Origin of the sequence: Myxococcus sp. CA051A, assembly GCF_013336705.1 — a bacterium.
GTDB classification, from domain to species: Bacteria; Myxococcota; Myxococcia; order Myxococcales; family Myxococcaceae; genus Myxococcus; species Myxococcus llanfairpwllgwyngyllgogerychwyrndrobwllllantysiliogogogochensis.
Genome location: NZ_JABUMS010000006.1, coordinates 517,872 through 543,332 on the forward strand (window position 1 = coordinate 517,872; position 25,461 = coordinate 543,332).

Consider the following 25,461-nt stretch of genomic DNA (forward strand, 5'->3'; position numbering starts at 1 on the left):
TTGCGCTGCTGGAATACTAGGGAGCCGGTGGAGTCACCAGCTCCCGAATGCGCCGGACGAGCTTCTCCGTATCCAGGGGCTTGACGAAGTAGTCCGCGGCGCCGACCTCGCGACCTCGCCGCTTGTCGTCGGAGTCTCCCCGCCCGCTGATGAAGATGATGGGGATGTCCCGGAAGTGCTCGTTCTTCTTCACCGCCTTGCACAGCTCGAAGCCGTCAATCCAGGACATGTTCACGTCCAGGAGGATGGCTTGCGGGCGGTGGAGCTGCAGCGAGGCGATGAGCCGCAGGCCGTTGGCCGCGAGCGTGACCTCGAAGCCCTCGTCCTCGAGGGCCGCCGCGAGCAATTCCCGCGTGTCGCGGTCATCGTCGACGATGGTGATCTTCGGCTTCGACATGCCGGTGTGCGCGTCCCGCACGAACTAGAACGGGACGTCATCCTCGGGGGGAGGTCGGGGGGCAGGCGCCCGGGGGGCCGCCTGGGCGGCGGGACGGGCAGCCACGGACAGCGGCGCCACCACATCGTTGCCGTCCTCATCCTGGAGCAACTGTTCGATGCGCTGCTCCGCCTCGGTCAGCAGCTTCTCACCCCGGCGTACCAGCCGGATGCCTTCCTCGAACGCCTTGAGAGAGTCCTCCAACGACAGATTGCCGCTCTCCAGCCGGCCCACCGTCTCCTCGAGCCGGGACACGACGTCCCCGTACTGCCCGGGAACCTCGCCCTCCGCCGCCTTGTCCGCCTTGGACGCCTTGTCCGCCTTCGCCACAGCCTTCCACCTCCCCGTTCGGGGCGCGGGACTCTAGAGGGTGGCCCGTTAGCAGTCCACCGGCCCTTTTACCGACGTGACAGTGGCTTCGACTTCTTCACATCCGCCCAGCGTCTTCGCCCCATTCGCCGCGAGTTTGATGCCCAGGCGCTCTCCCACCTCGACATCCGCGGCGGAGCGCACCACCCCGCCGTCTCGCTGACGGAACACCACCGAGTAGCCACGCGACATCACCTTCAGCGGGCTCATCGCGTCCAGTCGCCCTTCCAGACGCTGGAAACGCCTCTGCGCTTCCGCCAGCGTCCCCTGCTGAAGCGCCCGCAGGCGTGCCTGGTGCGCCGCCAGCCGGGCATGCTCTCGCGAGATGAGCGCCGTCGGCGAGGCCCGCTCCAACCCGAGTCGCGCCGTCGCCAGCGTCGCCTGCCGCGTCGCCACGCCCGCGCGCGCCGCCTCCGACAGTCGCATGGCCAGCTTCAGCAGATGTGCCCGCTGCTCGCTCAGCCGGGCCTGGGGCCGCGAGCGCTGCAGGCGCTCCGTCAGCGCGCGCAGCGACTCACGGCGCTCGCGCACGGCGGGCCGCAGCACGCGCATCATCGCTTCCACCTGTTCGGATAGGTGCAGCCGCTGATGATTGAGCGCCCGCCGCGGATCATCCAGCCGGGAGGCGAGCTGACCCTGTCGCTCACGCAGCTCCAGCACCCGGCGTTCCATGGCCCGGCGCAGCCGCCCCGCCTGGGTGGCCAGCGACAGCTCCAGGTCCGCGAGCACCGGCGCCAGTCGCTCCGCCGCCGCGCTGGGGGTCGCCGCCCGCCAGTCCGCCACGAAGTCGGAGATGGTGAAGTCAATCTCGTGGCCGATGGCCGACACCACCGGTACCGGCGAGGCGAAGATGGCGCGCGCCACCTCCTCCTCGTTGAAGGTCCAGAGGTCCTCCACCGAGCCACCGCCGCGCGTCACCACGATGACGTCCACGTCGGTGCGAGCCAGTCGGGCAATCGCCCGGGCCACCTCCGGCGCGGAGCCCTCGCCCTGCACGCGCGCGTCCGCCAGGAGCACGCTCAGCCGGGGGTTGCGCGAGTGCAGCACGCGCAAGAAGTCCTGGAGCGCCGCGCCCGTGCGGCTCGTCACCACGCCGATGCGCTGGGGCAGGAACGGCAACGGACGCGGGGCCCTCACCCGGCGGTCGCCGATGAGCCCCTCGGCCGCCAGTCGCGCCTTGAGCTGTTCGAAGGCGAGCGCCAGCGCGCCCTCCCCCACCGGCTCCAGCCGCGAGACGATGAGGCTGTAGCGTCCCTGCGGCTCGTACAGGTCGACGCTGCCCTCGGCCAGCACCTCCATGCCGTCGCGCAGCGCGAAGCGCATCCGCCCCGCCATCGAGGCCCACACCTTGGCGTCGATGGAGGCGACGGAGTCCTTCAGCGAGAAGTACCAATGCCCTCGCGCGTTGGCGCCGCGAAAGCCCGTCACCTCACCGCGAACCAGCACACGCGCGAAGCGGGACTCCAACGTCTGTTTGAGCTGACGCGTGAGCTCGGCCACCGAAAGCACCGAGCGCTCGGGCTTGGGCGGCGCGGCGGGCACACCCTCCAACGGCCCCAAGAGCCCCGTGCCGTCCGCGTCCACCGGAGGAGGCGGTGGAGGCGCCTTCCTCGGCAGGGCCACCACGCGCGGCGCCGACGGCGGCGCGGCGGTGGAGGGCGCGGGAGTGGCTCCGAACAAGTCCCACTGAGAACCCGACGTGACGGGCGGCGGTGACTCGCCGCCCGCGCCCTTGCGCTTCTTCATCGCGAGAGCTTCTCGACCCAGGACTTCGCCTTGTCGTGGTACTCGTCATCCGGAGGCGTCATGGCCACCACGTCCTTGAACTTGGGCAGCGCGTCCTCGGGGCTGCCGTCCTTCAGGGAGTAGGCCAGGAGGTAGAGCTCCCGCCCCTTCGTCTTCAGCTCGCTGATGATGTTCGCCGCGCCCGCGTGGCCCGGGTCGGCCTGCAGCGTGCGCCGCGCGAACTCCATGGCGCGGGCCCACTGACCGGAAGCCTTCGCGGAGCTGGCGCTCTTGTAGAAGATGGTCGCCGCGCGAGTGCCCGCGTTGCGCGCCATCTTGCTGGTGCGCCCGTCGGTGATGTCCTTGTCGAGCGACAGCAGCTTTTGCAGCCCCTTCGCCTCCAGGTCCTCCAGTCGCTTGTAGAGCGTGCTGAACTCCGACATCTGCGCGAGCAGCTTCTTGCACTGCGGGTTCTTCGACATGCACGCGTTGAGGATGGCCACGGCGCCGGACATATCGCCGTCGCGGAAGCGCTCGACGGCGGGCTCCCAGGGCTTGGGGGCGGGGCCGGTGGGAATCACCCGGGGCGTGTCGCGAACGGTGATGGCCTGCGCCGCCTGCTCGTTGATGATCTTGGCGTCGCGGTGCTCCGGGAAGGCCTTGAGGACATCGTCGGTGATGGCCTTGGAGGAGTCCAACTGGTTGCCATCCAGCGCGGCCCTCGCCTCGCGCGTGCGCTTGTCGGCCAACTCCGACAGCTCCCGCTTCGCCGCGCTGACCTGCTCGTAGAGGAACTGGCTCTCACCGGCCTTGCCCAGCGCCGCGGAGGCCTTGCCCAGCTCGTTCCTGGCGAGTGCGGTGCGCGCCTCCGTGAGGCGCTCCTGGACGGGAATCTCGCGCTCGGCGTGCTGGAGATAGTCCTTCACGCCAGGGTAGTCGGGAGCGGAGGCGGCCAGCTCCTCCAGCTTCGCCTTGGCCTCCACCCACTTGCCTTCGCGCACCAGGTTCTTCGCGTCCTGGAAGATGGTGCTCAGCTCCTTGCGGACGGCGTCCTGCTCGCCCTTGCGGACGAGAATCGCCTCCTGCTCCTTCACCACGCGCATGCGCGCGATGCCCAGGCCGGCGAAGAGCACCACCACCACGCCGCCAGCGAGCAGCTTCAGGCGCATCTTCTTGCGCTGGACCTCGGGGTCGGGCGGCGCCATCGCCGAAGAGCGCGCGCTGCGCACGCGGCCGCCCTCCACGCGCGGAGGCGGCCGGGCCGGCGATGAGCCCCGGCTCCCGGAAGCGGCGGAGGAGGCACTCGACGTCCGCCCCCGCGACGGGGTTGCGACCATCATCGTGGAGTTGACCACGTCCTCGAAGCGCAGCTCCGTGTCGCCCAGGGTGATGACATCGCCGTTGGCCAGGGGCGTCTCCTCGCCAATGGCCTCGCCATTGACGAGCGTCCCGTTGCCGGAGCCCAGGTCGCTCACCATCCAGCCCGCACCCGCCTTGCGCACCATGACGTGCTTGCGCGACACGGAGGTGTCGGGGATGCAGATGGGGTTGTCCGCGGCGCGACCGATGACGTACTCGCCATCCTCCAGCGAGAACTCCTCACCTGACTTGGGCCCCGCGACGCAGATGAGTCGAGGGGTGGCCGCCCCGGGGGCGCGGGCAGCGGAAACAGGAGACGTCCTGCGAGCAGCGGGGCGAGCTCCTGTCCCGCCCGAGGGCGTCCCGGAAGGAGGCCTGCGACGAGCAGGAGGGGAACCGTTCGACATGGCGAATCACCGACTTCCTGAAAAAAGAGCACCAGCTCAGAGCTCGTGCTCGAACGCCTTTTCCTGGGCAAGATTGTGGCAGCGATGCTCGGTGGTAGGGAAGCGTCTGCTCACTTCTTGCAGCGCCGCCCGGGCCTTCCTCGCGCTCCGGAACTGCACACTCCGTTGGAATTCCAGCATGAGCTGAGCGCATTGGTGGTCCAGCTCGGCGGAGACCTGGGACAGCTGGTAGCGGACGTCCTGGTAGAGGTCCGGCTTGGTGTCCAGGGCCTCCAGGGTGAGCCAGGCGAAGCGGAACTGCTGCCAGGCCCGGAAGAGGTTCTCCGCGCCCACGCCCTTGGTGTCGAAGAACCGCCGGCCCGTGGAGGCATACTCCCGCGCCTGTGAGAGCAGCTGCTCGGGGGGAAGCTCCGGCACGGGGATGACCTCCAGCCGCAGGTTCCAGACCCGCCACGTCTCATTTCCGGGAGGGTTGCGAACGTTGTCGAAGACGAAGCTGTTGAGCGCCCCGCGCTTGAGCGTATTGGCGGGGAGGATGTGCTCCAGCTCGCGCTCGGCGGTGGTGGTGGTATCCGGAGGGACCCAGCCGAGGTTCACCCCGTTGAGCGCCAGGGACACCTCCTCCTTGGAGATTCCGCTGGCCTGGTAGTGCAGCAGGGCCACGGCGCGGGTGGGAGCGACGAACTGGAAGTCGAAGGACTTCTGGTCTGTGCGCTCCCAGCGCACGCCCTCGCCCAGGCCGAACGAGTCGGGGACGTTCTCGACGCCCAGGCTCAAGGGCTCCGAACCCGGGCCCCCCGCGGACAGGCCGCCCGGCAGGAAGACGAAGGCCAGCGCACTGCCCGCCAGCCCCAGCACGAAGAGCGTCACCGTGCTCGTCAGGAGCTTGCGGGCCAGCGGCAGCCCTCGCCACCAGAGCAGGAGCCGTCCGCCGCGAGAGCTCGCGAGTTCCCTCCGCTGACGGGCCCGGTCCGCGGCGCTCGGCCCCGTGGGAGCGGGTGCGGGCGAAACCTTCGTCGTGGACTCCGCGGCGAGCGGCGACGTCCCGGGGGCCGGCGCGATGGCCAGGGCCGAGGGGGCGAAGGCCGGGGCTCCTGGAGCGCGGGTCCGAATCGGCCGGGTGGCATCATCCAGGGTCGGCTCGTCCAGGAGGCCCAGGTCGGGGAGCGTGGGCAGCGCCAGCTCCGTGCGCTCTTCTCGCTCCTCCGTCGGAAGCTCGATGAGCCCCGGAGGCATGGCGGTGGCGATGGGTGGCACCCGGAGGGGCAGGGCCACCTCGGTGCGCTCCTCCGGCTGCGAGTCCATGAGCGGGAGGAGGGTCGGAACCACCACGGGCCGCTCGCCGGTGAAGGCCACCTCGGTGCGCTCCTCCGCCAGGACCTCCATGAACGGAAGGCTGGGAGGCGCCACGGGTGCGACGAGGGGGCGCTTGCCGCTGGGCGGTGGCAGCGCTGGGAACTCATCCGCCAGCACCGGTGGCGGCGGGCGTGGCGCCACGGGCGCGACGAGGGGTCGCTTGCCGCTGGGCGGAGACACCGCTGGCGAGTCCTCGATCAGCACCGGGGCCTGGCGCGGGGCGACGGGCGCGATGAGGGGGACCTCGCCCGTGGGGAGGTAGTGCTGATCCAGGCCCCCGGGGGGCGGCGGCGCGGGCGCGTTGCGGCGGATGGGACGCGTGGCGTCCTCGTCCCCGTCCGGAGGCACCCAGAGGAAGGTGAACTCCACCGGGCCCACGCCGATGCGGTCTCCGTCACGCAGGAGCTGCTCGCCCAGCAGCCGGCTGCCGTTGAGCGCCGTGCCGTTGGAGCTGCCCATGTCCTGCGTGAAGTACTGCCCGCCACGCATGACGATGCGGGCGTGCAGCCGGGAGACGCCATGGTCGTGCAGCACCAGGTCGTTCTCCGGCGTGCGACCGATGTTCACCTCGGCCTGCTCGAAGACGAGCTCCCTTCCCTGCTGGAGCCCCTTGGTGATGGAGAGGAGAATCGGCAGAGGACTATCCCCCCGCGAGCTCACCGAAGAAGAACTGGAACACGATGGGCCCGAAGAGCACCATGAACACGGTCGGGAAGATGCAGGCGATGAGAGGGAAGAGCATCTTCACCGGGGCCTCGCCAGCCAGCTTCTCCGCGCGCTGCGTGCGGTCGATGCGCATCTGCGTGGACTGGATGCGCAGCACCTTGCCCAGGCTCGTTCCCATCTTGTCCGCCTGGATGAGCGCCGTGACGAACGTCGTCAGCGACGGCAGGTCCACGCGCACAATCATGCTCTTGAGGCCTTCTTCGCGCGTCTTGCCCATCTTGAGCTGCTTGAGCACCAGCTGCAGCTCCTCGCGAAGCGGACCCGCCTTGCCCTTCTCCACCACCTTGGCCAGCGCGGCGGTGAAGTCCAGACCCGCCTCCACCGACAGCGTCAGGAGGTCCAGGTTGTACGGCAGCGCGCGGCTGATGAGCAGGTGGCGCTTCTTCACCTGGTCGTTCAGCCAGAGCATCGGGTAGTACATCCCGAAGAGCAGGAACAGGAGGGACCAGACCAGGTTCTGTCCGGTGCCGTTCAGGATGAACAGGCCCATCAGCAGGCCCACCACGGCGCTCACTTCCTGCAGCGCCATCATGTCCTCGGGCTTGTAGCCCTGGGGCTCACCGGCCTTGATGAGGTTGCGGCGCGACTTCGCCTCGTAGCTCGGCCAGATGAAGCGGCGGTTCATGGCGCCCAGGCGGCGGATGGCCACCGAGCCGAAGCCCTTCATGCCGCCCTGGGACTCGTCGCGCACTTCCGACAGGAAGCGCTCGAAGAGCACCTGGTACAGGCCGATTCCGAGGAAGCCGATGGCCCCCGCGAAGAGCAGCGCGGAGCTGCCGACCAACACTTGCGTCAGGATGTCCACGGAGCACCCCTCAGATATCGATGTTGACGATGCGGCGGATGATGAGGATGCCGAGCACTTCCATGATCGCGATGATCACCACGAGGATCCACCCGAAGAAGTGGTTCATCATGGGCTCCATCAAGTCCGGCCGCATGTAGTTGAGCACCATGCCCAGCACGCCGGGCATGGCCGCCACGATCCACCCCTGCAGCTTGCCCTGCGAGGTGAGGGCGTCGATCTTGCCTTCCAGGCGGAAGCGCTCGCGAATCACGGTGGAGATGGTCTCGAACATCTCCGCCATGTTGCCGCCCAGCTGACGCGCGATGTTGGTGGACACCACGACCAGCTCCAGGTCGTCGCTGCCCACGCGGCGGCCCATGTTGATGAGCGCCTCCTCCAACGGCACGCCCAGCTTCACTTCCTTCACGAACAGGCCGAACTCCTGCGACAGCGGCGCCATCGCCTCGCGCGCCACGTGCTCGATGGCCTGCGGGAAGGTGAGACCGGCCTTGAACGCGTTGGCCATCGCCTGCAGCGCGTCCACCAGCTGGACGTTGAACTTCTTGATGCGCCGCTTGCGGTAGTGCTTGACCATCAGCATCGGCAGGAAGAAGCCGAACACCGTGGCCACGACGGCCAGGATGGGGTTGAAGATGATGTAGGTCAGGATGCCCAGCAAGCACATGCACGCGATGTTGAGCACCAACATCTGGCGCGCATCGATGAAGAGGAACATGTCGCTCAAGTCGTTCATCGACTTGGCGACATAGCGCTCCTGGTACTGCTCGTACGCCTTCGAGAGGACGCTGAAGATCACCAGGCTGAAGAAGAAGACAGAGCCTGTGACGAGGAGGAGGACGATTCCGGCAAGCATGGGCGCGCTTCCCTGGGGGTGAGGGCGGCGTGGCGCCGACTACTGGGCGCCAGCGGCGGCGGCTTTCTCGCTGCCGCCCTTGATGATCTGGATGATCTCCCGGCGCTTGGCTTCCAGCACGCGGGTACGCTCACCGGACAGCAGGGTGCTGATGGTGGCGCGGCCGCGCTCCTCGATGAGGTCCACGTCGTCCTCGTTGCGCAAGCTGAGCGTCAGAGCGCCCAGTTCCGCGGCCAGCACGAGGATTTCCGCCTCTTCCGGCAGCACCATCAGCGACACGTTGTTGTAGTCGCGCTGGCCTTCCGGGATGAGGTTGACGTTGGTGGTACCGGTGATCTTTCCGGTCGCCACCACGATGATGTTCTGCAGCAGCGTCACGCCGACGTTCTCGTCGGTCTGCGGGTCGCGGAACGTGCCGATGATGTCCACGTGGTCGTTGGGGCGAATCCAGCCGCCGACGGCGGTGGTGTTCTTCGCCTCGATGGTCATCGCGCGCATCTTCTTCTGCACCTTCGAGGACAGGCGCTCGGCGGCCTTGGTCGTCTCGAACTGGCTCCACAGCAGCGGGTCACCCGCCTGCAGTGCCACGAGGACCTTCTGGTTCACGACGTAGGAGGCCGAGTCCGGACGAACCACCGACGAGGTGACGAACTGCTCCGGCACCGAACGTTGAGAGATCATCTCGAAGGAGATGACGGTGCCTTCGGGGACGTCCTGGGCCGCAACCACCACGGGTACCAGGTTCCAGCCGCGGCGCACGTCCGCTTCCTTCTTCTTGATGGCGGAGTACGCGATGACGCCGGCCAGAAGGCCGAGTACGAGCGCGACGACGAGCGGGGTCTTGCCCTTCAGCATGGTTCAGGAACCTCCAAAACGGGGGGGCGCCGTTCGGCGGCGAAGGCGTTCGAGGGTGTAGAAATCTAGAAAGGCGCACCTTGGCGCCGATGGCGCGGGATGTTAGCCGTGCGATACAGCAGGTGTCAAAACCACCTCCCGCGACAGCACCGAATCCCGCGCCATCCCTGTCGAATTCAGCGGTTGCGTCAGAGGCCCGCGAGCGCCTTGCGGTCGTCGTCGGTCAACCCGTTGTATTCGGTGATGCTGTAAATGGCGTCCTGGACGACGTTGGCTTCGTCCTCGTTGTCGATGGTCTTCCCTCTCAGCAGCCGCAGCAGCTCCTGGATGTCCGGGTCCGTGGAGACGGGGCCGAACGCGAAGGTGCCATCCTGCTCGGAGGGGGCCCGCTCCTGGTTGAGGCAATAGAGGTGGAAGGGCACCACGTAGACCTCTTCCTCGGTGCCACCATCCGTGCCCGCGTCGATGCCGCCCGGGCCGATGCCCGTGGGAGGGAGGTTGATGAGCACGCGGTCCATCAACATGCCGTTCTGGATTCGGCTGGGCGCCGTGTTCATCATGACGAGGCCCGGCTCGAAGGTCATCAGCACCGGGGCGCCGGTGTTGTTTCGCAGCGGCACGCAGACCAGCACCGCGGGACCCGTGCCCACCGGCGCCACGCCGTTGCCACAGTCCTTGGTGGAGTCATTCGCGCCGTACAGCTCTCCGGCGATCTCCACGCCCGGAGGGAATGCGAAGGCGGTGCCCACGGGAGCCCCCGGGTCCTCGCCGAAGCCGGGCCGCTGCTTGTTCACCCCCGCATCGAAGGTGATGGGGCCGCCGTCCGTCCCGCCTCCGCCGCCGTCATCGTCATCACTGCAAGCCAGCACCCCTGCCCCTACCGCCGCCGCGACGACCACCCACTTCCAGGCCGCATGCGCCATTGCGCGCTCCTTGTCCTCGTCGTTGATGCGAAAGCGACCCCTCCGGCCCTGGGCCACCGCGTCATGAGGTGGACCGAGACTGGCTGAGTCCCGGGTCGTCGGCAACACCGGCGTGCACCCGACGTGTCAGGGAGTTGGCGAAGGAGACAGCTGCTCGATGGGCGACGCGGCGGGCTCCTGCATCGGCGGCAGGTCCGGGTTGTAGAGGCCGCGCAGCACCAATTCCCGCGCGCGGTCGTCTTGAAGCAGCGCGGGCTCACCCGCTCGGAGCCCCACCGGGCGGATGCTGAAGCCGATTCCGTCCGGCGTCACGTGCACCCACAGCGTGTTGGGAACGAGCTGCGAGGGACGCGACTCCTCCGACTCGAGCCACACAATCTGGACGGGCACGGCGCGGAACTCGCGCGTGCGCAGTTGCTCGTTGTTGGGACCGGCCACCACGAGCGCCTTGCGCCAGGACTCCTCATCGGTGGGCGTCTCGCCGTGGGCCTGGAGCTCCTGCACCATCGACAGATGGACCCGCCGAGCCACCCGCAGGAGGGACAGGTTCGTCGCCTCTTCCGAGCGCGTCTCCTTGAGCGAGCGTCCATCCCCCGCCCCGACCGCGCCGACCACGGACAGCAACGCGACGGCCGAGGCCCAGAGCGGCGCGGACGTACCCCGCACCAGTCCCCAGACGAGGCGCAGTCCGCTCACCACCGCCAACACGGAACCCGCGAGCAGCGTCCAGCGCGGCAGCGGGCCCGAATGGAACGACTGGCCCAGTACCTGGGCGAGGTGCCGCCACTCGGGGACCGCGACGTACACGACGCCCGCCGCCATGGCGAGGAACACGGCCGCATGCAGCAGCCGCAACCCCAGGGGCGACGGCGCCCCCACTTCGCTCCGGGTCGTCACGGGAACGGCAGGTTCAGGACGAAATAAAAGGAGTCGTAGTAGATCTGGTACGAGCGCATGAACAGGTCGATGACGTTCGACTGGACGTCATCCGTCCAGCGGACCTTGACCGACGCGCCGATGACGAGCGCGACGACCAGCACCCAGTTCAGGATGGAGTATTCGACCATCGCCTGCCCACGTCGGGAGGCGCGCAGGCGCTGCGTCTTGGGGAAGCTCATGGGGCGTTCTCCGAATCGGCGGGTTCCTTGGGGGCGTCCATCCCTGGCAGGTCCGGGAAGATGCGGTCAGCGTACTCCAGGCGGACCTTGGGCGCGGAGGGGGGCGGTAGAACCATACGCGGCTTGGCGTCGATACCGTACTCCGCCACCTCCATCGAATGGGCGATGCCCGGAATCTCCATCTTCGCCAACTGCATCAACGGAATCTCGCGGCTGATCCACATCCGCTTGACGACGGTCTTCTTCATCACCAGCTCCACCGGAACAACTGTCACGGTCCCCGCGAGCGTCATCACCCGCGTCTCCTTGCCGGTGCGCAACACGGGCTTGACCCCCGCCGGCAGGACGACCTTTGCGTCCTCGGGGTCTGGCACCTTGTTGTCCTTCTCCTCCTGGTCCATCGTCTTCAGGACGTGGTCCAGCGCCTCTTGCGAGTACTCCTGGGGACGGTCCGTGGGCCCACCGACGAAGAGCCGGGAGATGGCGTCATAGCGAATCTGCTCGCCCTCGCGAGCAACCAGCATGCGCATCTGCATGAGCGGCGACTTCATGGACGGATGCATGCCCGCCTCCATCTCCACCCACACCGCGTCCCGGCCCTCCTTGTCCTTCTCCTCCCCCACCACCGCCATGCGCCAGTAGTAGATGCGCATCCCGCCCGCGCCGCCGTCGAAGCGGTACGTCACCCAGTCGCCCACGCGCGCGCTGCGAGCGCCCCGGGCCATATGGGACATGACCTCACGCGCCGCGGGGTTCTCCTCCGCGCGCGCGGGCGCGGCCATGAGCATCACCGCGATGACCGCCCACGACGCCCTCATTTCCCCGCTCCCTTCGCAGGCTTCGCCTTCTGCTCCCGCTCCCACGCTTCGCGGCTCTTGCGCACCGCCTCGTCGTTGGGCACCCCATCCGGACGGTCCGTGCCCACCCACGTCTGCATGACGGACGACATGCCCTCGTCCACCTGGGAGATGGTCGTCATCACCTGCTCGCCCTTGCGCGCGTGCTCCATCGTCAGTTGCGTGCCGCCCCCCAGCTTCGTCACCGTGCTGCGCACCGGCTCGAAGCCCTGGCGCGTCAGCTCCGTGCCCACCCGCTGCTGCACGTCCGACAAGTCCCCCGCAACCAATGAAGTGCGGTTCTGCGAACCACCCGGGTCGTCCCGCGTCGCCAGGTCCTGGCTGTAGAGCGTGCCCTCCAACTTCAGCAGGCCGGACGGAGGAGACTTCGGCGGACGGGTCCACATGTCCCTCAGCGCCGTGAAGCCCACCGTCTTGCCCAGGTGCGTGCGCAACACCACGCCTCGCTGCAGGCCCTCGCGAGTGAAGAGGGCGGAGACCACGGCCTCTTCCTCCAGGTCTCCCTCCACCACGGTGGGGTAGCCCTCGTCGCGCCACTTCTGCGCGAAGTACGCGACCACCTTCTTCATGGGGTCGGTCGTCGTGAAGTAGGCGAGCCGGTAGTACTCGCCTCCGATGATGAGGTCGTTGCCGATGCGCGTGTGGATGGTGCCCGGATACACGGGCACCTCCTGCTCGGCGAGCGCGGGCCACACGGCCAGGAGCGCGAAACCGAGCAGGAGCCGGCGGGCCACCTTATTGCTCACAGCGAATCTTGTTGTCCTGCTCATCCTTGTTCGTCGCCTCTTGGGTGGCGTCCGGATCCGACGGGTCGTCGGCCATGGCCTTCTTGCACCCCATGAAGTGCGGGCCACGCGCCAGGAACAGCTTGATGTAGTTGCTGTCGCCGTAGGTCATCTCGTCACGGAACGGAGCCGTGTCGAAACAGTCCGGGCGGTCGTGGTCGAGCAGGCCCCGCATCGCATGCAGGCCGCTGCTGGCCGGGCCGTCATAGCCTGTCAGACCGTTGCAGTCCCCCTTCTGCTGGGGATCGATACCGTAGTTTCGCGCGACGACATAGGTGCCGAAGAAGTTCGGCAGGATGCTCCCCAGGAAGTCGAGCACGCCGCCGACGGCTCCATCCAGGGCCTTCGTCAGGCCGAGGAACACCATCCGCTCCACCTGGGCATGCATGCCGTGAGGGTCGCTTCCCCCGCGGTGGTTGCCTGCCCGCCGGTCCCGGACGATGGCGTCGCCGCCGTCCGGCATGTGCCAGCCGTTGGCGTACATCGAAAACTTCGAGCGCATGGGGAGGCTCGACAGGTCATGGCCCCCGGTGGTGTCCGACTTGAAGAAGCCTCCAGGACCGGAGTTCTCGTCGAGGTAGCTGCGGGGGATGATGACGTTGTCGAAGTTCATCGTGACTTCGGACTCCACCCACCCCTTGTTGTTGAAGCCCCAGCCGTTCAGCACCGCGCCAGCGCCGCGGTTGAGCATGCTGATGACTCCGCTGCCCAGGCTGCCGCCCTCGCCCGTGCTGCCGGGATTGCCCAGCATCCCGGACTCGAGGAAGGGAATCTCCTTGTTGGTGATGGTTCCCTGCACCGAGCTGTAGCGCGCGATGAACGATCCCGCGGGCCCGTTGGGCTCCACCGAGTCCATGTCCTTGAAGCGCTCGATGAGCTCCTTGTGCGCCTCCTGCCGCGCATCCTCGAATGCGGCATCGTGGTCGGCCTTGGCGAAGTCGGAGAGCGTGTAGCTGGTCATCTCCCAGACGGCGTAGTGGGCCATCTCCTGGAGCTTCAGCTTCGCCCGGACCAACTCCGTCAGGTACATGCTGAACATCAGGATCATGACGAGGAGCGGCACGGAGAGAGCGAACTCCACCGTGGCGGCTCCGCGTCGGAAACTCTTTCGAGACATGAGAGTTTTCATCGCGGTCCTCAGTGCGTCATGACCTTCGGGGCAAAGCCCTGGAGCGCGCCAGGCAGCGCGTCCAGCATGGACCCGACCACCGGGAGCTGATTGCGGCCCTGGTACACGGACGCCAGGCGCGGGCGCCAGTACGGGTTGAAGAAGTTGGGCTGCTCGGTCCAGTTGCCCGGCCGGTGGTAGTAGCTCTGGCCACGGGAGATGACGTTGAGGCCCTCGGTGAGGCTGAGGAACTTCTTGCGGTTGTTCAGCATCTCCAGGCCCTCTGAGTCCGGCGTGAAGGTGAACTTCACCTTGCCCTCGTCGTTCAACAGCGCGGGAGCGTTCGTACCCGTGCCATCCGTGTTGGCCTTGTTCACGACGTCTTCCGGCGACTTGTTCAGCGCCACCCACGCGGAGGGCTGGTTGAAGTCCATCGTGCGCTTGGCCAGCTCACCCTTGTTTGCGTTCGCAGTCGGGTTGCAGGTGTTTCCAGCATACTGACCGGGCTCGAAGTGCATGAACGGCGTGACGCCACCCCAGGGGTGGTTGCCGTCCTGGGCCGGACGCACGTTCGCGGTGTAGACGTCCACCTCGAACCAGCAGACCACCAGTTTGAGCACGCAGACCTTCTCGGTGTGGATGCCCACCTCCCGCTCGACGCCTCTGGGTGCCGAGTGGTTGCGCCACTGCTCGGTGTTCCGCGGGTAGTGCACTCGCCAGTGGACGCCGCCCTTGACGCTGCCGGTGTCCTTGTCGTTCAGCGCCCAGACACTGGGCTTCGTCATCTCCTTGTAGGGGAGCTTGGTGCGCGAGTTGTCGCCCTTCCCCTTCCGGTTGTCGCCAAAGCAGCGCGTATACGGGTCCGAGTTGTTGCACGACAGGGGGTTGTCCGCCTTGCCCACGCCCACGTCGACCTCCGCGGGCCCCAGCTTCAGCCAGTACAGGTCGTCGGCGCCCATGTTGTCGCCCTGCGCCGTCATGCCCCAGGGGTTCAGGTTGTCGTTCCAATCCCGGATGTAGTTGCGCGAGTTGATGGTGTTCCGCGCGGTGGGGAACGTCGCGGACAACATGCGCGTCTGCCCCATCTTCTGGAACTCCATGATGCCCGGAGCATTCACACCGTTGTTCAACATGTCGCGCAGGAAACCGAGCGCATTCGGCAGCGGCAGGACGTCGCCGATCCGGCGCGAAGTGATGAAGCGCTCGGGGCAGGAGCCGCCCTCGCGGTCACACGAGTAACGGGTCGCGTTGGTGATGCCGCCCATGGACCGCTTGGCGCGGGCGATTTCGTCATTGCGCGCGTACTTCGTCACGTCCAGCGCGCCGAAGGGGTTCTTCCACGTGCCCGGGTTCAGCGGCTTGCCGCCGGAGTGCTCGTTGTGCGCCTGACTGAAGAGGCACTCACTGTAGAAGCCCGTCGCCAGTTGGCTGGCCATCGAGTTGAGGTTCTTGTCGTTCGAGTCCAGCACGCCCTGCGCGGTCTGCACCACGTGCGTGGAGGCGGACATCATCACCGCCTGGGACATGAAATACATGGCCCCGTTGAGCACCCGATGCGCCGGAATCATGTACTTCCCCAACCATCTATCGGGGTTGGCCGCCTTCAGGACTTGCTGGAACGGCTTGAGGAAGATGTTCTTGTACGCCGTGATGATCTTGTTGATCGCCTTGATGACCTGCCCCACGTACGGGACCACCTCGAGGATGGGACAGAGGACGATCCAAAGTTTCTTCCGCTTGCCGGCACATGGGTTGAGCGTCTTCATGAACCCGAAGAGGTCCGTGAAGAACGCCTCGGCCGAGTAGATGAGCGAGATGAGCGAGTGCCACATCATCGCCGACACGTATTGTGAGACCTGCGTGCGGTTGGCGTACGCGTAGAAGTTGAACGCGCGCGCCTCCATGGCGGCCATGGAGTAGGCGGCGGCGTCGGCGGTGTTCTGCAGGCGCACGCGCTCATGCACGGTGTGGCCGATGTTCACGGTGGTCAGCACCGCGATGGACATCACCAACACCATCAATGCGGCCAGGACGAGGGCCTGGCCCTCCTGGCGCTGGAAGCTCTTTCGGAGGATTCGAGTGAACATGGTGCGTGAGTCCTCTTACATGCCCCAGTCGGGGTTGAGGTGCATGATCCACTTGCGGTGGAAGTTGGACTGCATGCGCATGGTGTACGTCGCCGACAGGGGCATGAAGTAGCGCTTGCCCACGAGGCTGGAGACGAGCGGGATGCTGCCAGTGGCCAGCCCCCAGAGCACCCACATCTCGGCGGGGTACAGGGAGTTGTAGCCCTGCTCATGGTCAATCCCCTTGGCCATCGCTGCCAGCGGCGTGAGGTTGCCGCCATCCGACATCATGTTGGACTTGGGAACGAGGGTGGCCCGGTCAATGGCTCCTCGCAGCGCCACCTGCGCGTTGGACGCGTACCATGCGGTGAAGATGATCCAGTTCGCGAACGGGACCTTCATCTCGTAGAAGTAGCGCAGGCGGATGGTGAGCCGCGTCGCCTTGCGGTACACGAGCTCGGAGTCATCCGGCTCCGGCAGGTTGAAGAACTTGCGGATGTTGTTCTCCAGCGACGGCACCTCTGGGAAGCTGTCCGAGCCGTCGAAGTCGAGCTCCTGCCAGTTGAAGCCGGTGCGCAGCTTCCAGATGGTGTTGATGGGCGTGAAGTACGCCGGGTTGATGGTGTCCACCCGGATGAGGCCGAACAGGTTCGAGCCGTTCACCGTCCGAGGCACCACGCCGCCGCCGAAGTTCAGCGTGCGCATCGCGGAGTCGTAGATCTGATGGATGGCGAAGGTCTTCGCCAGGTTGCCGATGTCATCGGTCCGGCCCAACGTGGGCAGCAACGCGACGATGGCCGCGTCATGCATGCGCTCGTTGTTGCCGTTCCACACGATGCCGGCACGCGCCGCTTGATACGCGGCGTACTCGGTCATCAGCTTGGCGTGCTGAATCAACGTGAGCTGGATGATTCCCAGCGTCATGAACACAGCGAGCGGCATGATCATCGCCGCTTCGACCATGGCCTGCCCGGATTGCCGGCCAGCCGCCCCCCGCGGCCGCGAGTCCTGTTCCATTCCCATGGTGCCATTATCTCGATCAGCGCCCCTGAGACGCATCGGTCAAATGGCCAGCTTCAACCGTCCCGCTCTCCCATTTATTGAAAAATCGCGGGCGGTTACGGCGCCGGCTGGGAATCACTCGTCGGTGTTTCAACCGATTCAGCCTCATGGCTCAATCGGCGACGCGCCGCCTGGGCCGCGCTGGAACCAGGAGCTTCCGTCAAAACCTGATTACACGCCGCCAGCCCCTCGCGTCGACGCCCCAGGGCCAGCTCCGCGTCACACAGCCGGTTGAGCAGTCCCGCACGCTCGGTCCCAGACGCCCCGGCGGCCAGGGCGAGTCTCAACAGCCTCGCCTCCTGGCTCCTGTCCCCTGCCCGGTTCGCGGACTGGGCCTGACGGGAGAGTTCCGCCACGGAGGAACCCGACGCCGAGTCCTCGGCCTCGGAGCGCTCCACCGCCGCGGGGGTGACCGGAGCGGGGCGCGGCATCGGGGCTTCGGGGACGGCATCCGCCTTCCTCGTCGCCTTCATCGGGGACTTCGCACGGGAGGCTGAAGCGCGATCCAGCGCCTGTTGCTCTCGCGCATCGGACGGCTGCTGGGCCACGCCTCCACGGCTCTCGTTGGCGGAGGATGGCGCGGGGGCGCTGACCACGGTGCCCTGGGCCAGCGGCTCGGTGACGGCCTCCAGGGCGGGAGCCCCCGGGCCTTCGTCCCATGCGCCGTCCTTGGCCAGGTCATCCGCACTGGGCTTGTTCGCCTCCTTCTTCGCGTACGGGCCCCCCAGCCGCAGCCCATCCCTGGGAGGGCTGCTGGATGCAACGGCCTGAGCCGGAGCGGCTTCCGCCAGGGCCTCCTCATCGAGGTTCGACACCTCTCGCTGGGACTTCTCGGCGGGGGCGGCCTTCGAGCGGCTCTGCTTGCCCCCGAACGACTCCGCGCCCTTGACCTTCGCCTTCAGCTCATCGGCACGGCCTCGGCCCCCCACGTCGCCTCCGCTACCCGCCAGCGCCCAGCCTTCCGCGCGCTGAACCTCCGCGCTTCGCGTCTTCGCCGCGTCCTTGGGGGCATACTCGGCATCATCGTCACGCATCTCCGGAGGAGGTGGCGGAGCCTCCGCGGCGGCGGCCGGAGCCGGCGCGGCGGAGGGCTCGGCGCTTCGTGCCGAAGCGGACGGTACGGGTGCGGCCTTCTTGCTCGGCATCACTTCGGCTGCCGCGAGATTGGCCTGGGTCAGCTCCGGGGACTGCGCGGAGAACGTGAGGATTCCCAGCGTGCTCACCGAGGCGAGCCCGACAACGGGAAGCAGCCAGCGGCGCCAGCGCGACGGCTTGGGCGCGGGCCCCGCGCTGGCCCTGCGCGCGGACTGCTGCGCATACGCCAGCAGCGACTCCAGCCCCGCGTCGGGCGCGCTCTCCTCGGAGAGATGGCCCATGGTGACTCGCACGCCACGAATGTCGTCCAGTGCCTGGGTGCAGCGGGCGCATCCCTGAAGGTGCGACTCCACCACCTGGGCATCCGGGGCGGGCAGCTCGCCATAGGCGAAGTCGAGGAGCCGGTCCTCGTGCGCATGGAGGTTCTGCGGCTTCATCCCACCACCGTCCTTCCGTCCTCGGCGAGATCGCCATCCACGCCCAGCTCCGCCAGTCGGCGACGCAAGCCGTCGAGCGCGTAGCGCATCCGGCTCTTCACCGTGTTCTCCGAGACGCCCGTCACGTCGGCGATTTCCTTGAACGGGATGCCGCTGTACTCGCGGAGGATGAACACCTCACGCTGTTCTTCTGGCAGGGAGGCCAGGGCGCGCTCCAGCAGCGGACGCAGCCGGGCGTTGTACGCGCCCCGCTCCGGACTGGCGCCGGAGTCCGGCAGCGCATCCGCCAGCGCGCGGCCTTCCTCGCCGTCCACGCCACTCACCGGAGACTCCAGGGACGCGGCCTGGCGGTAGCTCTCTTTGCGCGCGCTGTCCACACAGAGGTTCCTCGCGATGGTGTAGACCCAGGTCGTGAACCGGGCCTTCGCCTGATATTCGCCGGCGCTGCGTACCACCTTCAGCCATGTCTCCTGCAGCACGTCCTCCGCCCGTGCCCGTTGCCCGACGAAGCGAAGGATGAAGTTGAACACCGGTGTCCGGTGCCTTCGCACCAACGCCTCGAACGCGCGAGCGTCCCCCGCCTGGAAGGCGAGCATCAATCGCTCGTCTGAGGTCTCCGGTCCCAACACTCCCCCATCGCTCGTGGAGCCACGTTCACTCCGGCCCACCCTCAACCCGTGCCCTCTTAACGGGCGACGGGCCACCAGGGTCTAATCCGGACGTGGCTTCCGGTAAGTGGCGAGAATGACAGGGAGCGCGACGGCTGTCACGAGTGCGGCCTGCGCCAGCAGCACCCCCGGCAAGGGGCGCTGGACGTGGACGTACAGCGACCGGCCGAGCGCCATCCCCAGAAGGACGCCCGTCGCCGTCCGCACCGCGTTGGAACCGGAGGCCGGGCGGAAGCGCCCCACCGCCCAGTCCACCAGCGCCGGCAGCGTGAGCAGCAGCACGGCGGGAACATCCCAGGGCCAACCCAGCGGGGCGCGCGCGATGAACAGCCCCACCAGCGTGGCCATCAGCACCGGATAGGTCCCCAGGCACCGCGCGCAGACGCGAAGCCCGCCGAGCCGGTACGTGCGGTTGTACTCATCCGGATGATGGTGACTGAGCCAGAACACCGTCGGCACCTCCGGACCGCAGGGCGGTCGAGGACTGGTGGGACTCCCCTTCCGCCAGGAAGCACGCGGCGGAATGCCCGGAGCCCAGCGGATACAGCGGGGGCGACTCGCGTCGACACCGCTCCATCGCGTGAGGGCACCTCGGGTGGAACGTGCAGCCCGGAGGCGGCGCGAGCGGCGAGGGCGGCTCTCCGGGCACCAGCAGCCGGGTGCGTGCCCGCTCAGGGTCCGGCACCGGCACCGACGCGAGCAGCGCCTGCGTGTACGGATGGCGCGGTCGCCGATACAGCGAGTCCGAGGACGCCAGTTCCACGATGCGCCCCAGGTACATCACCGCCACGCGAGTGGAGACGTGCTCGACGATGTTCAGGTCGTGCGCGATGAACACATAGGTGAGGCCGCGCTCGCGCTGCAGGTCCACCAACAGATTCACGATCTGCGCCTGGATGGAGACGTCCAACGCGCTGATGGGCTCGTCGGCCACCACCAGGTCCGGGCGCAGGGCGATGGCCCGGGCGATGCCGAGCCGCTGACGCTGCCCTCCGGAGAACTCGTGCGGGTAGCGCCCCAATGCCTCGCGCGGCAGGCCCATCGCATCCAGCAACGCGGCGACCTCGCGCTCACGCTCCCCTGGCCCTCGGGCGAGACCATGGATGTCGAACGGCTCGCCCAGGATATCCCGCACCGTCATGCGCGGGTTGAGCGAGGCATACGGGTCCTGGAAGACGAGCTGCATGCGTCGCCGCAGCGGCCGGAGGCGATGCTGGGACAGCCCCGTGAGGTCCTGTCCGTCGAAGTGGATGGAGCCCGCGGTGGGCGTCACCAGGCGAAGCAACGCGCGCCCCAGGGTGCTCTTCCCGCAGCCGCTCTCCCCCACCAACCCCAACGTCTCCCCCCGGAAGACGTCGAACGTCACGCCGTCCACCGCCTTCACCGCGCCGCGCGAGCGACCCAGCCAGCCCCCTCGCACGGGGAAGTGGACCTCGACGTCCTTCGCCTGGAGGAGCGGCTCGGTGCTCATGGCGCGGGCACCGGATGATGGCAGGCCACAAGCTGCCCGCCCCGCTTGAGTTCGAGCACGGGCGTCACGCGAGCGCATGCCTCCTGGGCCCGCTCGCACCGCTCGCGGAACGCACAGCCCGACGGCAACCGCCCCAGGGCGGGCACCATGCCGGGGATGGCGCGCAGGCGGCGCCGAGGCCCGGCTCGTCCCTCCTCCACCTCGCCCCCCAGCGCCGGAAGCGAGCGCAACAGGCCCGCCGTGTAGGGATGGGCGGGCCGGGCGAACAGCTCGCGTACCGGAGCGTGCTCCACCACCTTCCCCGCGTACATCACCACCACCGTGTCGCAGCTCTCCGCGACCACGCCCAGATCATGGGTGATGAGCATCACCGCCATGCCGCGCTCGGCCTGCAGGCGCTTGAGCAGGTCGAGGATCTGCGCCTGGATGGTGACGTCCAACGCGGTGGTGGGCTCGTCCGCGATGAGCAGCGACGGGTCACACGCCAGCGCCATGGCGAGCATCACCCGCTGCCGCATTCCGCCCGACAGCTGATGAGGCCAGGCGTCCACGCGCTCACCCGGCGCGGGGATGCCCACCTGGCGCAGCATCTCCACCGCGCGCTCCCGAGCCTGCGAGCGCGAGGCCCCCAGGTGGAGCCGCACGCCTTCGGAGATCTGCTCCCCCACGGTGAAGACGGGGTTGAGCGAGGTCATCGGCTCCTGGAACACCATGGCCGCATGGCGTCCGCGCACGCGCCGCAGCTCCTCGTCGGAGAGCGTCAGCAAGTCCCTGCCCTGGAAGAACACCTCGCCCGCCGCCACTCGCACGGGAGGTCGGGGCGCCAGCCGCAGCAGGGACAGCGCGGTGAGGCTCTTGCCACAGCCGCTCTCCCCCACCACGCCCAGGGTTCCGCCGGGAGGCACCGCGAAGGACACACCGTCCACCGCGCGCACCGTCCCCTCGTCCCGCGACAGCTCCACGGCGAGCCCTCGGACGTCCAGGAGGGGCCCGTCCCCCGAGGGCGACGCGCCGGGCGTCACTTCTTCGCCAGCTCCTCCAGGAACTCCACCTCCTGGATGATCTCCTTGCGGATGAGCAGGCGGATGAGGCTGGCCACCATGCGCGCGGGCTTCACCTTCTCCGTGTCCAGCACCGCCTCGTCGCCCCGGGACATGCGCTCCAGGTCGTCGAGGATGGCCAGATCATCATCGGAGAAGTCAGGCGTCGGCGTGAGCGCCAGCGCGGGCTGCGAACCCTTCGCGGCCCCACCGAACATCACCACCGGCACCCGGGGCTTCTCCTCTTCGTCCGCCTCGAAGATGGGCGGAGGAGGAGGCGGTGGCCGAGCGGCCGGCTTCACGCCCAGCAGATCATCCAGCGCATCTCCCCCGGCCCCCGGCCGCAGGGCTTCCGCGGGCGGGGGGGGCGGCGTCCCGGGCCGACGGGCCGAGGGAGCCGCGGCGGCGGCGGGGGGTCTCGCTGCGGGGGGCTTCGGTGTCTCCGGCATCTCCCACTCCAGTGGCGTCCCCGCGGTGACGGGAGGAGGGCCGGAGCCATCCTCTTCGTACAGCGGCTCCGCCTCGACGATGTCCAGCGGCTCTCCCCGCGCCCGGGCCAGCGCGGCGTCCAGGTCGTCCGACGCGACGACGAAGACCCGCACCTGCTTGCGGAGCTGGAAGCGCAGCTCGTCCACCAACGTCAAATCCCCCGGGTCCTCCACGGCGACGTGGATGCGCTCGCTGCGCCCCTCCACTTCCATGCGGAAGAGCAGCACGCGATGCTCCGCCTGGAAGTCCAGGGACACCAGCGAGGCCACCGCCGAGGGAATCTCCTCGGGCAGCTCCACGAACGGCAGCCCGTGCTGCACCGCCAGCGCCCGAGCCACATGCAGCGGCGCGCACAGCCCCTGCGCCACCAGCGTCTCGCCCAGCCGCAGGTTCCCCGGAGCGCCTCGACGCCCGAGCGCCACCCGCACCTGCTCCTCCGTCACCACCCCCGCCTCGACGAGCAGCTCACCAATCTTCTTGCGCATAAGGCCGGGCTACCGCTTGACCTTCGCGAGGTACTCGTCGCGGGAGAACACACCCTTCTCGATGAGCAGCTCCACCATGGCCTTGAGGGCCGCGACTTCCTTGCGCTGTACCTCTTCCACGCTGCGCAACAGGTCGGCCGGGCTGCCAGTGCCCGCCGTGCTGCGAGGGGCCTCTGGCACCGGCGGCGCGGGACGCGCGACTGGGGGCGCGGGCTTGGGCGCGGAGATGACCGCGGCGGCGGCCGGATCCAGGTCCTTCAGGTTCTTCACCACCGTGCGGCCCTGGGCGTCCACCACCTTGAAGTTGGTGTCCGCGTCCTCCAGCTCCATGTTCTCTTCGTACATGCGGGCGAAGGCCCGAGCGATGGAGGTACGCCCCGCCACGTTGGGGATGATGCGGCACTTCGTCACGGCCCGAAGCTCGTCCAGCATCCGCATGTTGAGCGGATCCGACATCGCCACCACGAGCGTCTTGCCCTCGTCCCGCAGCTGCAACGGCAGCACGGAGAAGTCGCGGGCGGTCTGCGGCGGAATCTTGGCCTTCACATGCGGGGGAACCATCTGGACCGCGTCCAGGTTCACCGCCGGCATGCCGAGCTGCTTGGACAGCGCCCGCACCAGGATGTCCTCGGAGACGAGGCTCATCCGGACCAGGATTTCGCCGAGCTTGCCGCCCCACTTCGCCTGTTCGGCGAGCGCGGCCTTGAGCTGGCTCTCCTGGAGCACATTCGCCTTGATCAGCAGTTCTCCGAGCTTGATCTGTGCCATGTCGTGGGCGCCACTCTACCCGACTCCAGCCGCTGCGCTTCTTCTTCCGTGCCTGCCCGGTCAGGAACCCGGCACCGGGGGCGCCGGCGACTCGGGGGCACCGGCCGGCAGCTCCCGCCCCGAGTCATCCACCTCCACGACCTTGGCCCCCTCCGGGGGCGTCAGCTCGTAGAGCGTGAGGTCCGGCCGGCCATTGAGTTTGATCTGCTGGTAGCGAAGCTGGAGCTTCGTCCCCGCCTGCTTCGCGATGAGCTCCACCTTGCCCGGGAAGATGAGGTTTCCCCGCTCGAGGAAGTCGTCGAAGGCCAGGTCATAGCCGGGGACGCCATGCACCTGGCTCTTCACCACGCGCAGATACTTTGGGTGAACCTGGAGCACCTGGCGGGCCGTCCCCCGATGGAGGGTGAGCACGTAGACGCCCTCCTTCGTGTCCAGCTCCAGCGTCATGCGCTCCGGAGGGATGAGGGGTACCTGGCCCAGCATGATGGCCACCAGTTCCTCGCCCGGCAGGACCACGGGCAGGAAGCGCGACACATTCTGCGGGCTCGCCGGCCCCTGGTAGTACGTGTGCGTCTCCGTCTGGTACAGGCCGAAGCGCGTCCCGTCCGCGACGAGGGAGGCGAGGGGCCGGTTGAAGAAATCGAACGTCTCCAGGTGCAGGAGGGCCGGGCGGGTGACGGAAAGGAACATCCCAATGGTGCCACTCTGCTGGGGAGACTCGACACGCAGCTTTGCGTCTCCCTCGAGGGAGACGACGTTGTCCTGGTTCTGCCGGACACGCTGATAGACGACCTCGGCGTCGGTGAGTTGCCCCTCCGGCCCGAACTCGATGCGCTTGGGGCAGGCCGAACAGAGCACTGCCAGGAAGATTGCGGCGGCTGCGCGGTTCATATCTCCTAGTCTGGGCCATGGCGCCCTGCCGGGTCACCCACCAATGAGCCTGAACGACATCCTGCATTACCTCCGCCTCGGCGGAGTCACCCTGGCCCTGCTGCTGCTGGCCTCCGTCGGCGCGCTCGTCGTGGCCGTCGAGCGCATCATCGCCCTCTGGGGGGTGAGCGAGCGCTCCCGCCTCCTGGGCGAGGCGGTCAGCAAGCACCTGCTTCGTGGCGACGTGCCAGCGGCCCGCACCGCCGCCGAGCGCTCCGACTCCGTCGCCGCCGACATCTTCCTCGCGGGGTTCGACCGGTGGGAGCGCACCCGCGGCTCAGGCGGCGCGGGCGTGGAGGCCGCCGTGGAGCGCGAGCGCGCCCAGGTGGGCCTCAAGCTGCGCCGCAACCTCTGGATTCTGGCCACCATCGGCTCGATTACGCCCTTCGTGGGCCTGTTCGGCACCGTGGCCGGCATCATGCGCTCGTTCAAGGACCTGGGCCTGGACGTGGAGGCCGGCGGCACCGGCGGCACCGGCGCGGTGATGACGGGCATCTCCGAGGCCCTGGTCGCCACGGCGGTGGGCATCCTCGTCGCCGTGCAGGCCATGGTCTTCTACAACTACTTCCAGGCCCGCCTGTCGCGCGTGCTGGTGGAGCTGCGGCTGATGGGCGACGAGTTCGCGGAGCTGCTCAAGGAGCGCGCCTCGGGCCTTCCTCCCGAGCCCGCGCCCCGCGTCGATTCACAGCAGCCCCCCACCTCTCCGGCGCGCGTCGACACGCAGCCCGCCTAGTCCCAGGGAACCGAGCGCCATGGCCATGGGCAAGACACCGGGGTCCGGTGACGAAGGCGAAGAAGGTGTCTTCGCCGAAATCAACATCACCCCGCTCACCGACATCTTCCTCGTGCTGCTCATCATCTTCATGGTGACCAGCTCCGTCATCGTCCAGCAGGGGCCCGGAGGAGGCGCCAAGTCGGGCCTCAAGGTGAACCTGCCCAAGGGCGGCGCCGCGGACGTCACCGCGCGCACCACGGACATGTCCGTCGCGGTGCTCGCCGACGGCCGCTTCGTGCTCGCCGGAAACGTCGTCAGCCAGGACGAACTCCAGAAGGCCTTCGACGCCGCCAAGGTGAAGGACCCGGACACCGTCGTCATCGTCCAGGCCGATGAGGGCGTCCCGCACGGCACCGTCGTCCAGGTGATGGAGCTGGCGAAGAAGGCGGGCCTGGGTCAGCTCGCCATCGGCGTGCGCGAGGGCGAGTAGCACCCTTCCCGTCACACGGCCGCCGCTGAAACACGAAGGCCACCTCGGGAGCGAATCCCC

The 25,461-nt window shown here is 68.1% G+C and carries 26 protein-coding genes; 2 read left to right on the forward strand and 24 right to left on the reverse strand.

All coding sequences use genetic code 11. The annotated features are described in order from the left end of the window. Positions 1 to 16 precede the first annotated feature (16 nt). From HUA74_RS20420 to HUA74_RS20535, 24 genes are all read right to left on the reverse strand, one after another. Positions 17 to 397, reverse strand: coding sequence for a PleD family two-component system response regulator (locus tag HUA74_RS20420; RefSeq protein WP_141648425.1), 381 nt, complete (start codon positions 395 to 397; stop codon positions 17 to 19). A 24-nt stretch (positions 398 to 421) separates the two neighbouring features. Beyond that, positions 422 to 766, reverse strand: coding sequence for an exodeoxyribonuclease VII small subunit (xseB, locus tag HUA74_RS20425; RefSeq protein ID WP_174455842.1), 345 nt, complete (start codon positions 764 to 766; stop codon positions 422 to 424). A gap of 48 nt (positions 767 to 814) precedes the next feature. Continuing rightward, entirely contained in the window at positions 815 to 2,551 is a 1,737-nt protein-coding gene (gene xseA, locus HUA74_RS20430) for an exodeoxyribonuclease VII large subunit (RefSeq protein ID WP_174455843.1), read from the reverse strand. Next, positions 2,548 to 4,296 carry an FHA domain-containing protein gene (locus tag HUA74_RS20435; RefSeq protein WP_141647163.1) on the reverse strand — a complete coding sequence of 583 codons (1,749 nt, stop codon included), beginning with the start codon at positions 4,294 to 4,296 and terminating at the stop codon, positions 2,548 to 2,550. Before HUA74_RS20435 ends, xseA begins: the two co-directional genes overlap by 4 nt. Before the next feature lie 36 nt (positions 4,297 to 4,332). Next, positions 4,333 to 6,312: an FHA domain-containing protein gene (locus HUA74_RS45715; RefSeq protein ID WP_371817274.1), complete on the reverse strand. Its 1,980-nt coding sequence runs from the start codon at positions 6,310 to 6,312 to the stop codon at positions 4,333 to 4,335. Next, complete coding sequence (locus tag HUA74_RS20445; protein WP_141647164.1) at positions 6,293 to 7,183, reverse strand: type II secretion system F family protein; 891 nt, start codon at positions 7,181 to 7,183, stop codon at positions 6,293 to 6,295. Before HUA74_RS20445 ends, HUA74_RS45715 begins: the two co-directional genes overlap by 20 nt. A 10-nt stretch (positions 7,184 to 7,193) precedes the next feature. Beyond that, complete coding sequence (locus tag HUA74_RS20450; RefSeq protein WP_141647165.1) at positions 7,194 to 8,039, reverse strand: type II secretion system F family protein; 846 nt, start codon at positions 8,037 to 8,039, stop codon at positions 7,194 to 7,196. A 39-nt stretch (positions 8,040 to 8,078) separates the two neighbouring features. After that, positions 8,079 to 8,894: a Flp pilus assembly protein CpaB gene (gene cpaB / locus HUA74_RS20455; RefSeq protein ID WP_141647166.1), complete on the reverse strand. Its 816-nt coding sequence runs from the start codon at positions 8,892 to 8,894 to the stop codon at positions 8,079 to 8,081. Positions 8,895 to 9,082: 188 nt separating this feature from the next. Further along, positions 9,083 to 9,817 carry a hypothetical protein gene (locus tag HUA74_RS20460; protein WP_174455844.1) on the reverse strand — a complete coding sequence of 245 codons (735 nt, stop codon included), beginning with the start codon at positions 9,815 to 9,817 and terminating at the stop codon, positions 9,083 to 9,085. Between the two features lie 126 nt (positions 9,818 to 9,943). After that, positions 9,944 to 10,714 (reverse strand): hypothetical protein, encoded by a 771-nt coding sequence (locus HUA74_RS20465; RefSeq protein ID WP_174455845.1) that lies wholly within the window; start codon positions 10,712 to 10,714, stop codon positions 9,944 to 9,946. Then, complete coding sequence (locus HUA74_RS20470) at positions 10,711 to 10,935, reverse strand: hypothetical protein (protein WP_141647169.1); 225 nt, start codon at positions 10,933 to 10,935, stop codon at positions 10,711 to 10,713. The genes HUA74_RS20465 and HUA74_RS20470 overlap by 4 nt, the downstream gene beginning before the upstream one ends. Further along, entirely contained in the window at positions 10,932 to 11,753 is an 822-nt protein-coding gene (locus HUA74_RS20475) for a hypothetical protein (RefSeq protein ID WP_174455846.1), read from the reverse strand. The genes HUA74_RS20470 and HUA74_RS20475 overlap by 4 nt, the downstream gene beginning before the upstream one ends. Next, complete coding sequence (locus tag HUA74_RS20480) at positions 11,750 to 12,538, reverse strand: hypothetical protein (protein ID WP_246137630.1); 789 nt, start codon at positions 12,536 to 12,538, stop codon at positions 11,750 to 11,752. The genes HUA74_RS20475 and HUA74_RS20480 overlap by 4 nt, the downstream gene beginning before the upstream one ends. Beyond that, positions 12,528 to 13,694: a TadE/TadG family type IV pilus assembly protein gene (locus HUA74_RS20485; protein WP_254614710.1), complete on the reverse strand. Its 1,167-nt coding sequence runs from the start codon at positions 13,692 to 13,694 to the stop codon at positions 12,528 to 12,530. The genes HUA74_RS20480 and HUA74_RS20485 overlap by 11 nt, the downstream gene beginning before the upstream one ends. 20 nt (positions 13,695 to 13,714) lie before the next feature. Next, entirely contained in the window at positions 13,715 to 15,772 is a 2,058-nt protein-coding gene (locus tag HUA74_RS20490) for a TadE/TadG family type IV pilus assembly protein (RefSeq protein WP_174455848.1), read from the reverse strand. Between the two features lie 15 nt (positions 15,773 to 15,787). Next, on the reverse strand, positions 15,788 to 16,774 hold the full coding sequence (locus tag HUA74_RS20495) for a TadE/TadG family type IV pilus assembly protein (protein WP_174455849.1): 987 nt from the start codon (positions 16,772 to 16,774) through the stop codon (positions 15,788 to 15,790). Between the two features lie 95 nt (positions 16,775 to 16,869). Further along, positions 16,870 to 18,345, reverse strand: a complete 1,476-nt coding sequence (locus tag HUA74_RS20500; RefSeq protein ID WP_174455850.1) for a zf-HC2 domain-containing protein — start codon at positions 18,343 to 18,345, stop codon at positions 16,870 to 16,872. Next, a complete protein-coding gene (locus HUA74_RS20505; protein ID WP_141647175.1) occupies positions 18,342 to 18,974 on the reverse strand; it encodes an RNA polymerase sigma factor in 633 nt (210 codons plus the stop codon). The genes HUA74_RS20500 and HUA74_RS20505 overlap by 4 nt, the downstream gene beginning before the upstream one ends. An 81-nt stretch (positions 18,975 to 19,055) precedes the next feature. Further along, entirely contained in the window at positions 19,056 to 19,463 is a 408-nt protein-coding gene (locus HUA74_RS20510; protein WP_174455851.1) for a DUF2085 domain-containing protein, read from the reverse strand. Beyond that, positions 19,432 to 20,484: an ABC transporter ATP-binding protein gene (locus tag HUA74_RS20515; protein ID WP_174455852.1), complete on the reverse strand. Its 1,053-nt coding sequence runs from the start codon at positions 20,482 to 20,484 to the stop codon at positions 19,432 to 19,434. Before HUA74_RS20515 ends, HUA74_RS20510 begins: the two co-directional genes overlap by 32 nt. Next, on the reverse strand, positions 20,481 to 21,506 hold the full coding sequence (locus HUA74_RS20520; RefSeq protein WP_174455853.1) for an ABC transporter ATP-binding protein: 1,026 nt from the start codon (positions 21,504 to 21,506) through the stop codon (positions 20,481 to 20,483). Before HUA74_RS20520 ends, HUA74_RS20515 begins: the two co-directional genes overlap by 4 nt. After that, positions 21,503 to 22,498 (reverse strand): general secretion pathway protein GspE, encoded by a 996-nt coding sequence (locus HUA74_RS20525; RefSeq protein ID WP_174455854.1) that lies wholly within the window; start codon positions 22,496 to 22,498, stop codon positions 21,503 to 21,505. The genes HUA74_RS20520 and HUA74_RS20525 overlap by 4 nt, the downstream gene beginning before the upstream one ends. A gap of 9 nt (positions 22,499 to 22,507) precedes the next feature. Next, the gene (locus HUA74_RS20530) at positions 22,508 to 23,266 is read right to left on the reverse strand and encodes a general secretion pathway protein GspE (RefSeq protein ID WP_141643264.1); all 759 of its coding nucleotides are present in this window, start codon (positions 23,264 to 23,266) and stop codon (positions 22,508 to 22,510) included. Positions 23,267 to 23,326: 60 nt separating this feature from the next. Beyond that, a complete protein-coding gene (locus HUA74_RS20535; protein WP_174455855.1) occupies positions 23,327 to 24,157 on the reverse strand; it encodes a DUF4292 domain-containing protein in 831 nt (276 codons plus the stop codon). Positions 24,158 to 24,200: 43 nt separating this feature from the next. On the opposite strand from HUA74_RS20535, the gene HUA74_RS20540 reads away from it, so the two are divergent. Together HUA74_RS20540 and HUA74_RS20545 are read left to right on the forward strand one after the other, a co-directional pair. Next, positions 24,201 to 24,929 carry a MotA/TolQ/ExbB proton channel family protein gene (locus tag HUA74_RS20540; protein WP_141643262.1) on the forward strand — a complete coding sequence of 243 codons (729 nt, stop codon included), beginning with the start codon at positions 24,201 to 24,203 and terminating at the stop codon, positions 24,927 to 24,929. Between the two features lie 19 nt (positions 24,930 to 24,948). Further along, the gene (locus HUA74_RS20545) at positions 24,949 to 25,401 is read left to right on the forward strand and encodes a biopolymer transporter ExbD (protein ID WP_141643261.1); all 453 of its coding nucleotides are present in this window, start codon (positions 24,949 to 24,951) and stop codon (positions 25,399 to 25,401) included. The last annotated feature ends 60 nt before the right edge of the window (positions 25,402 to 25,461 follow it).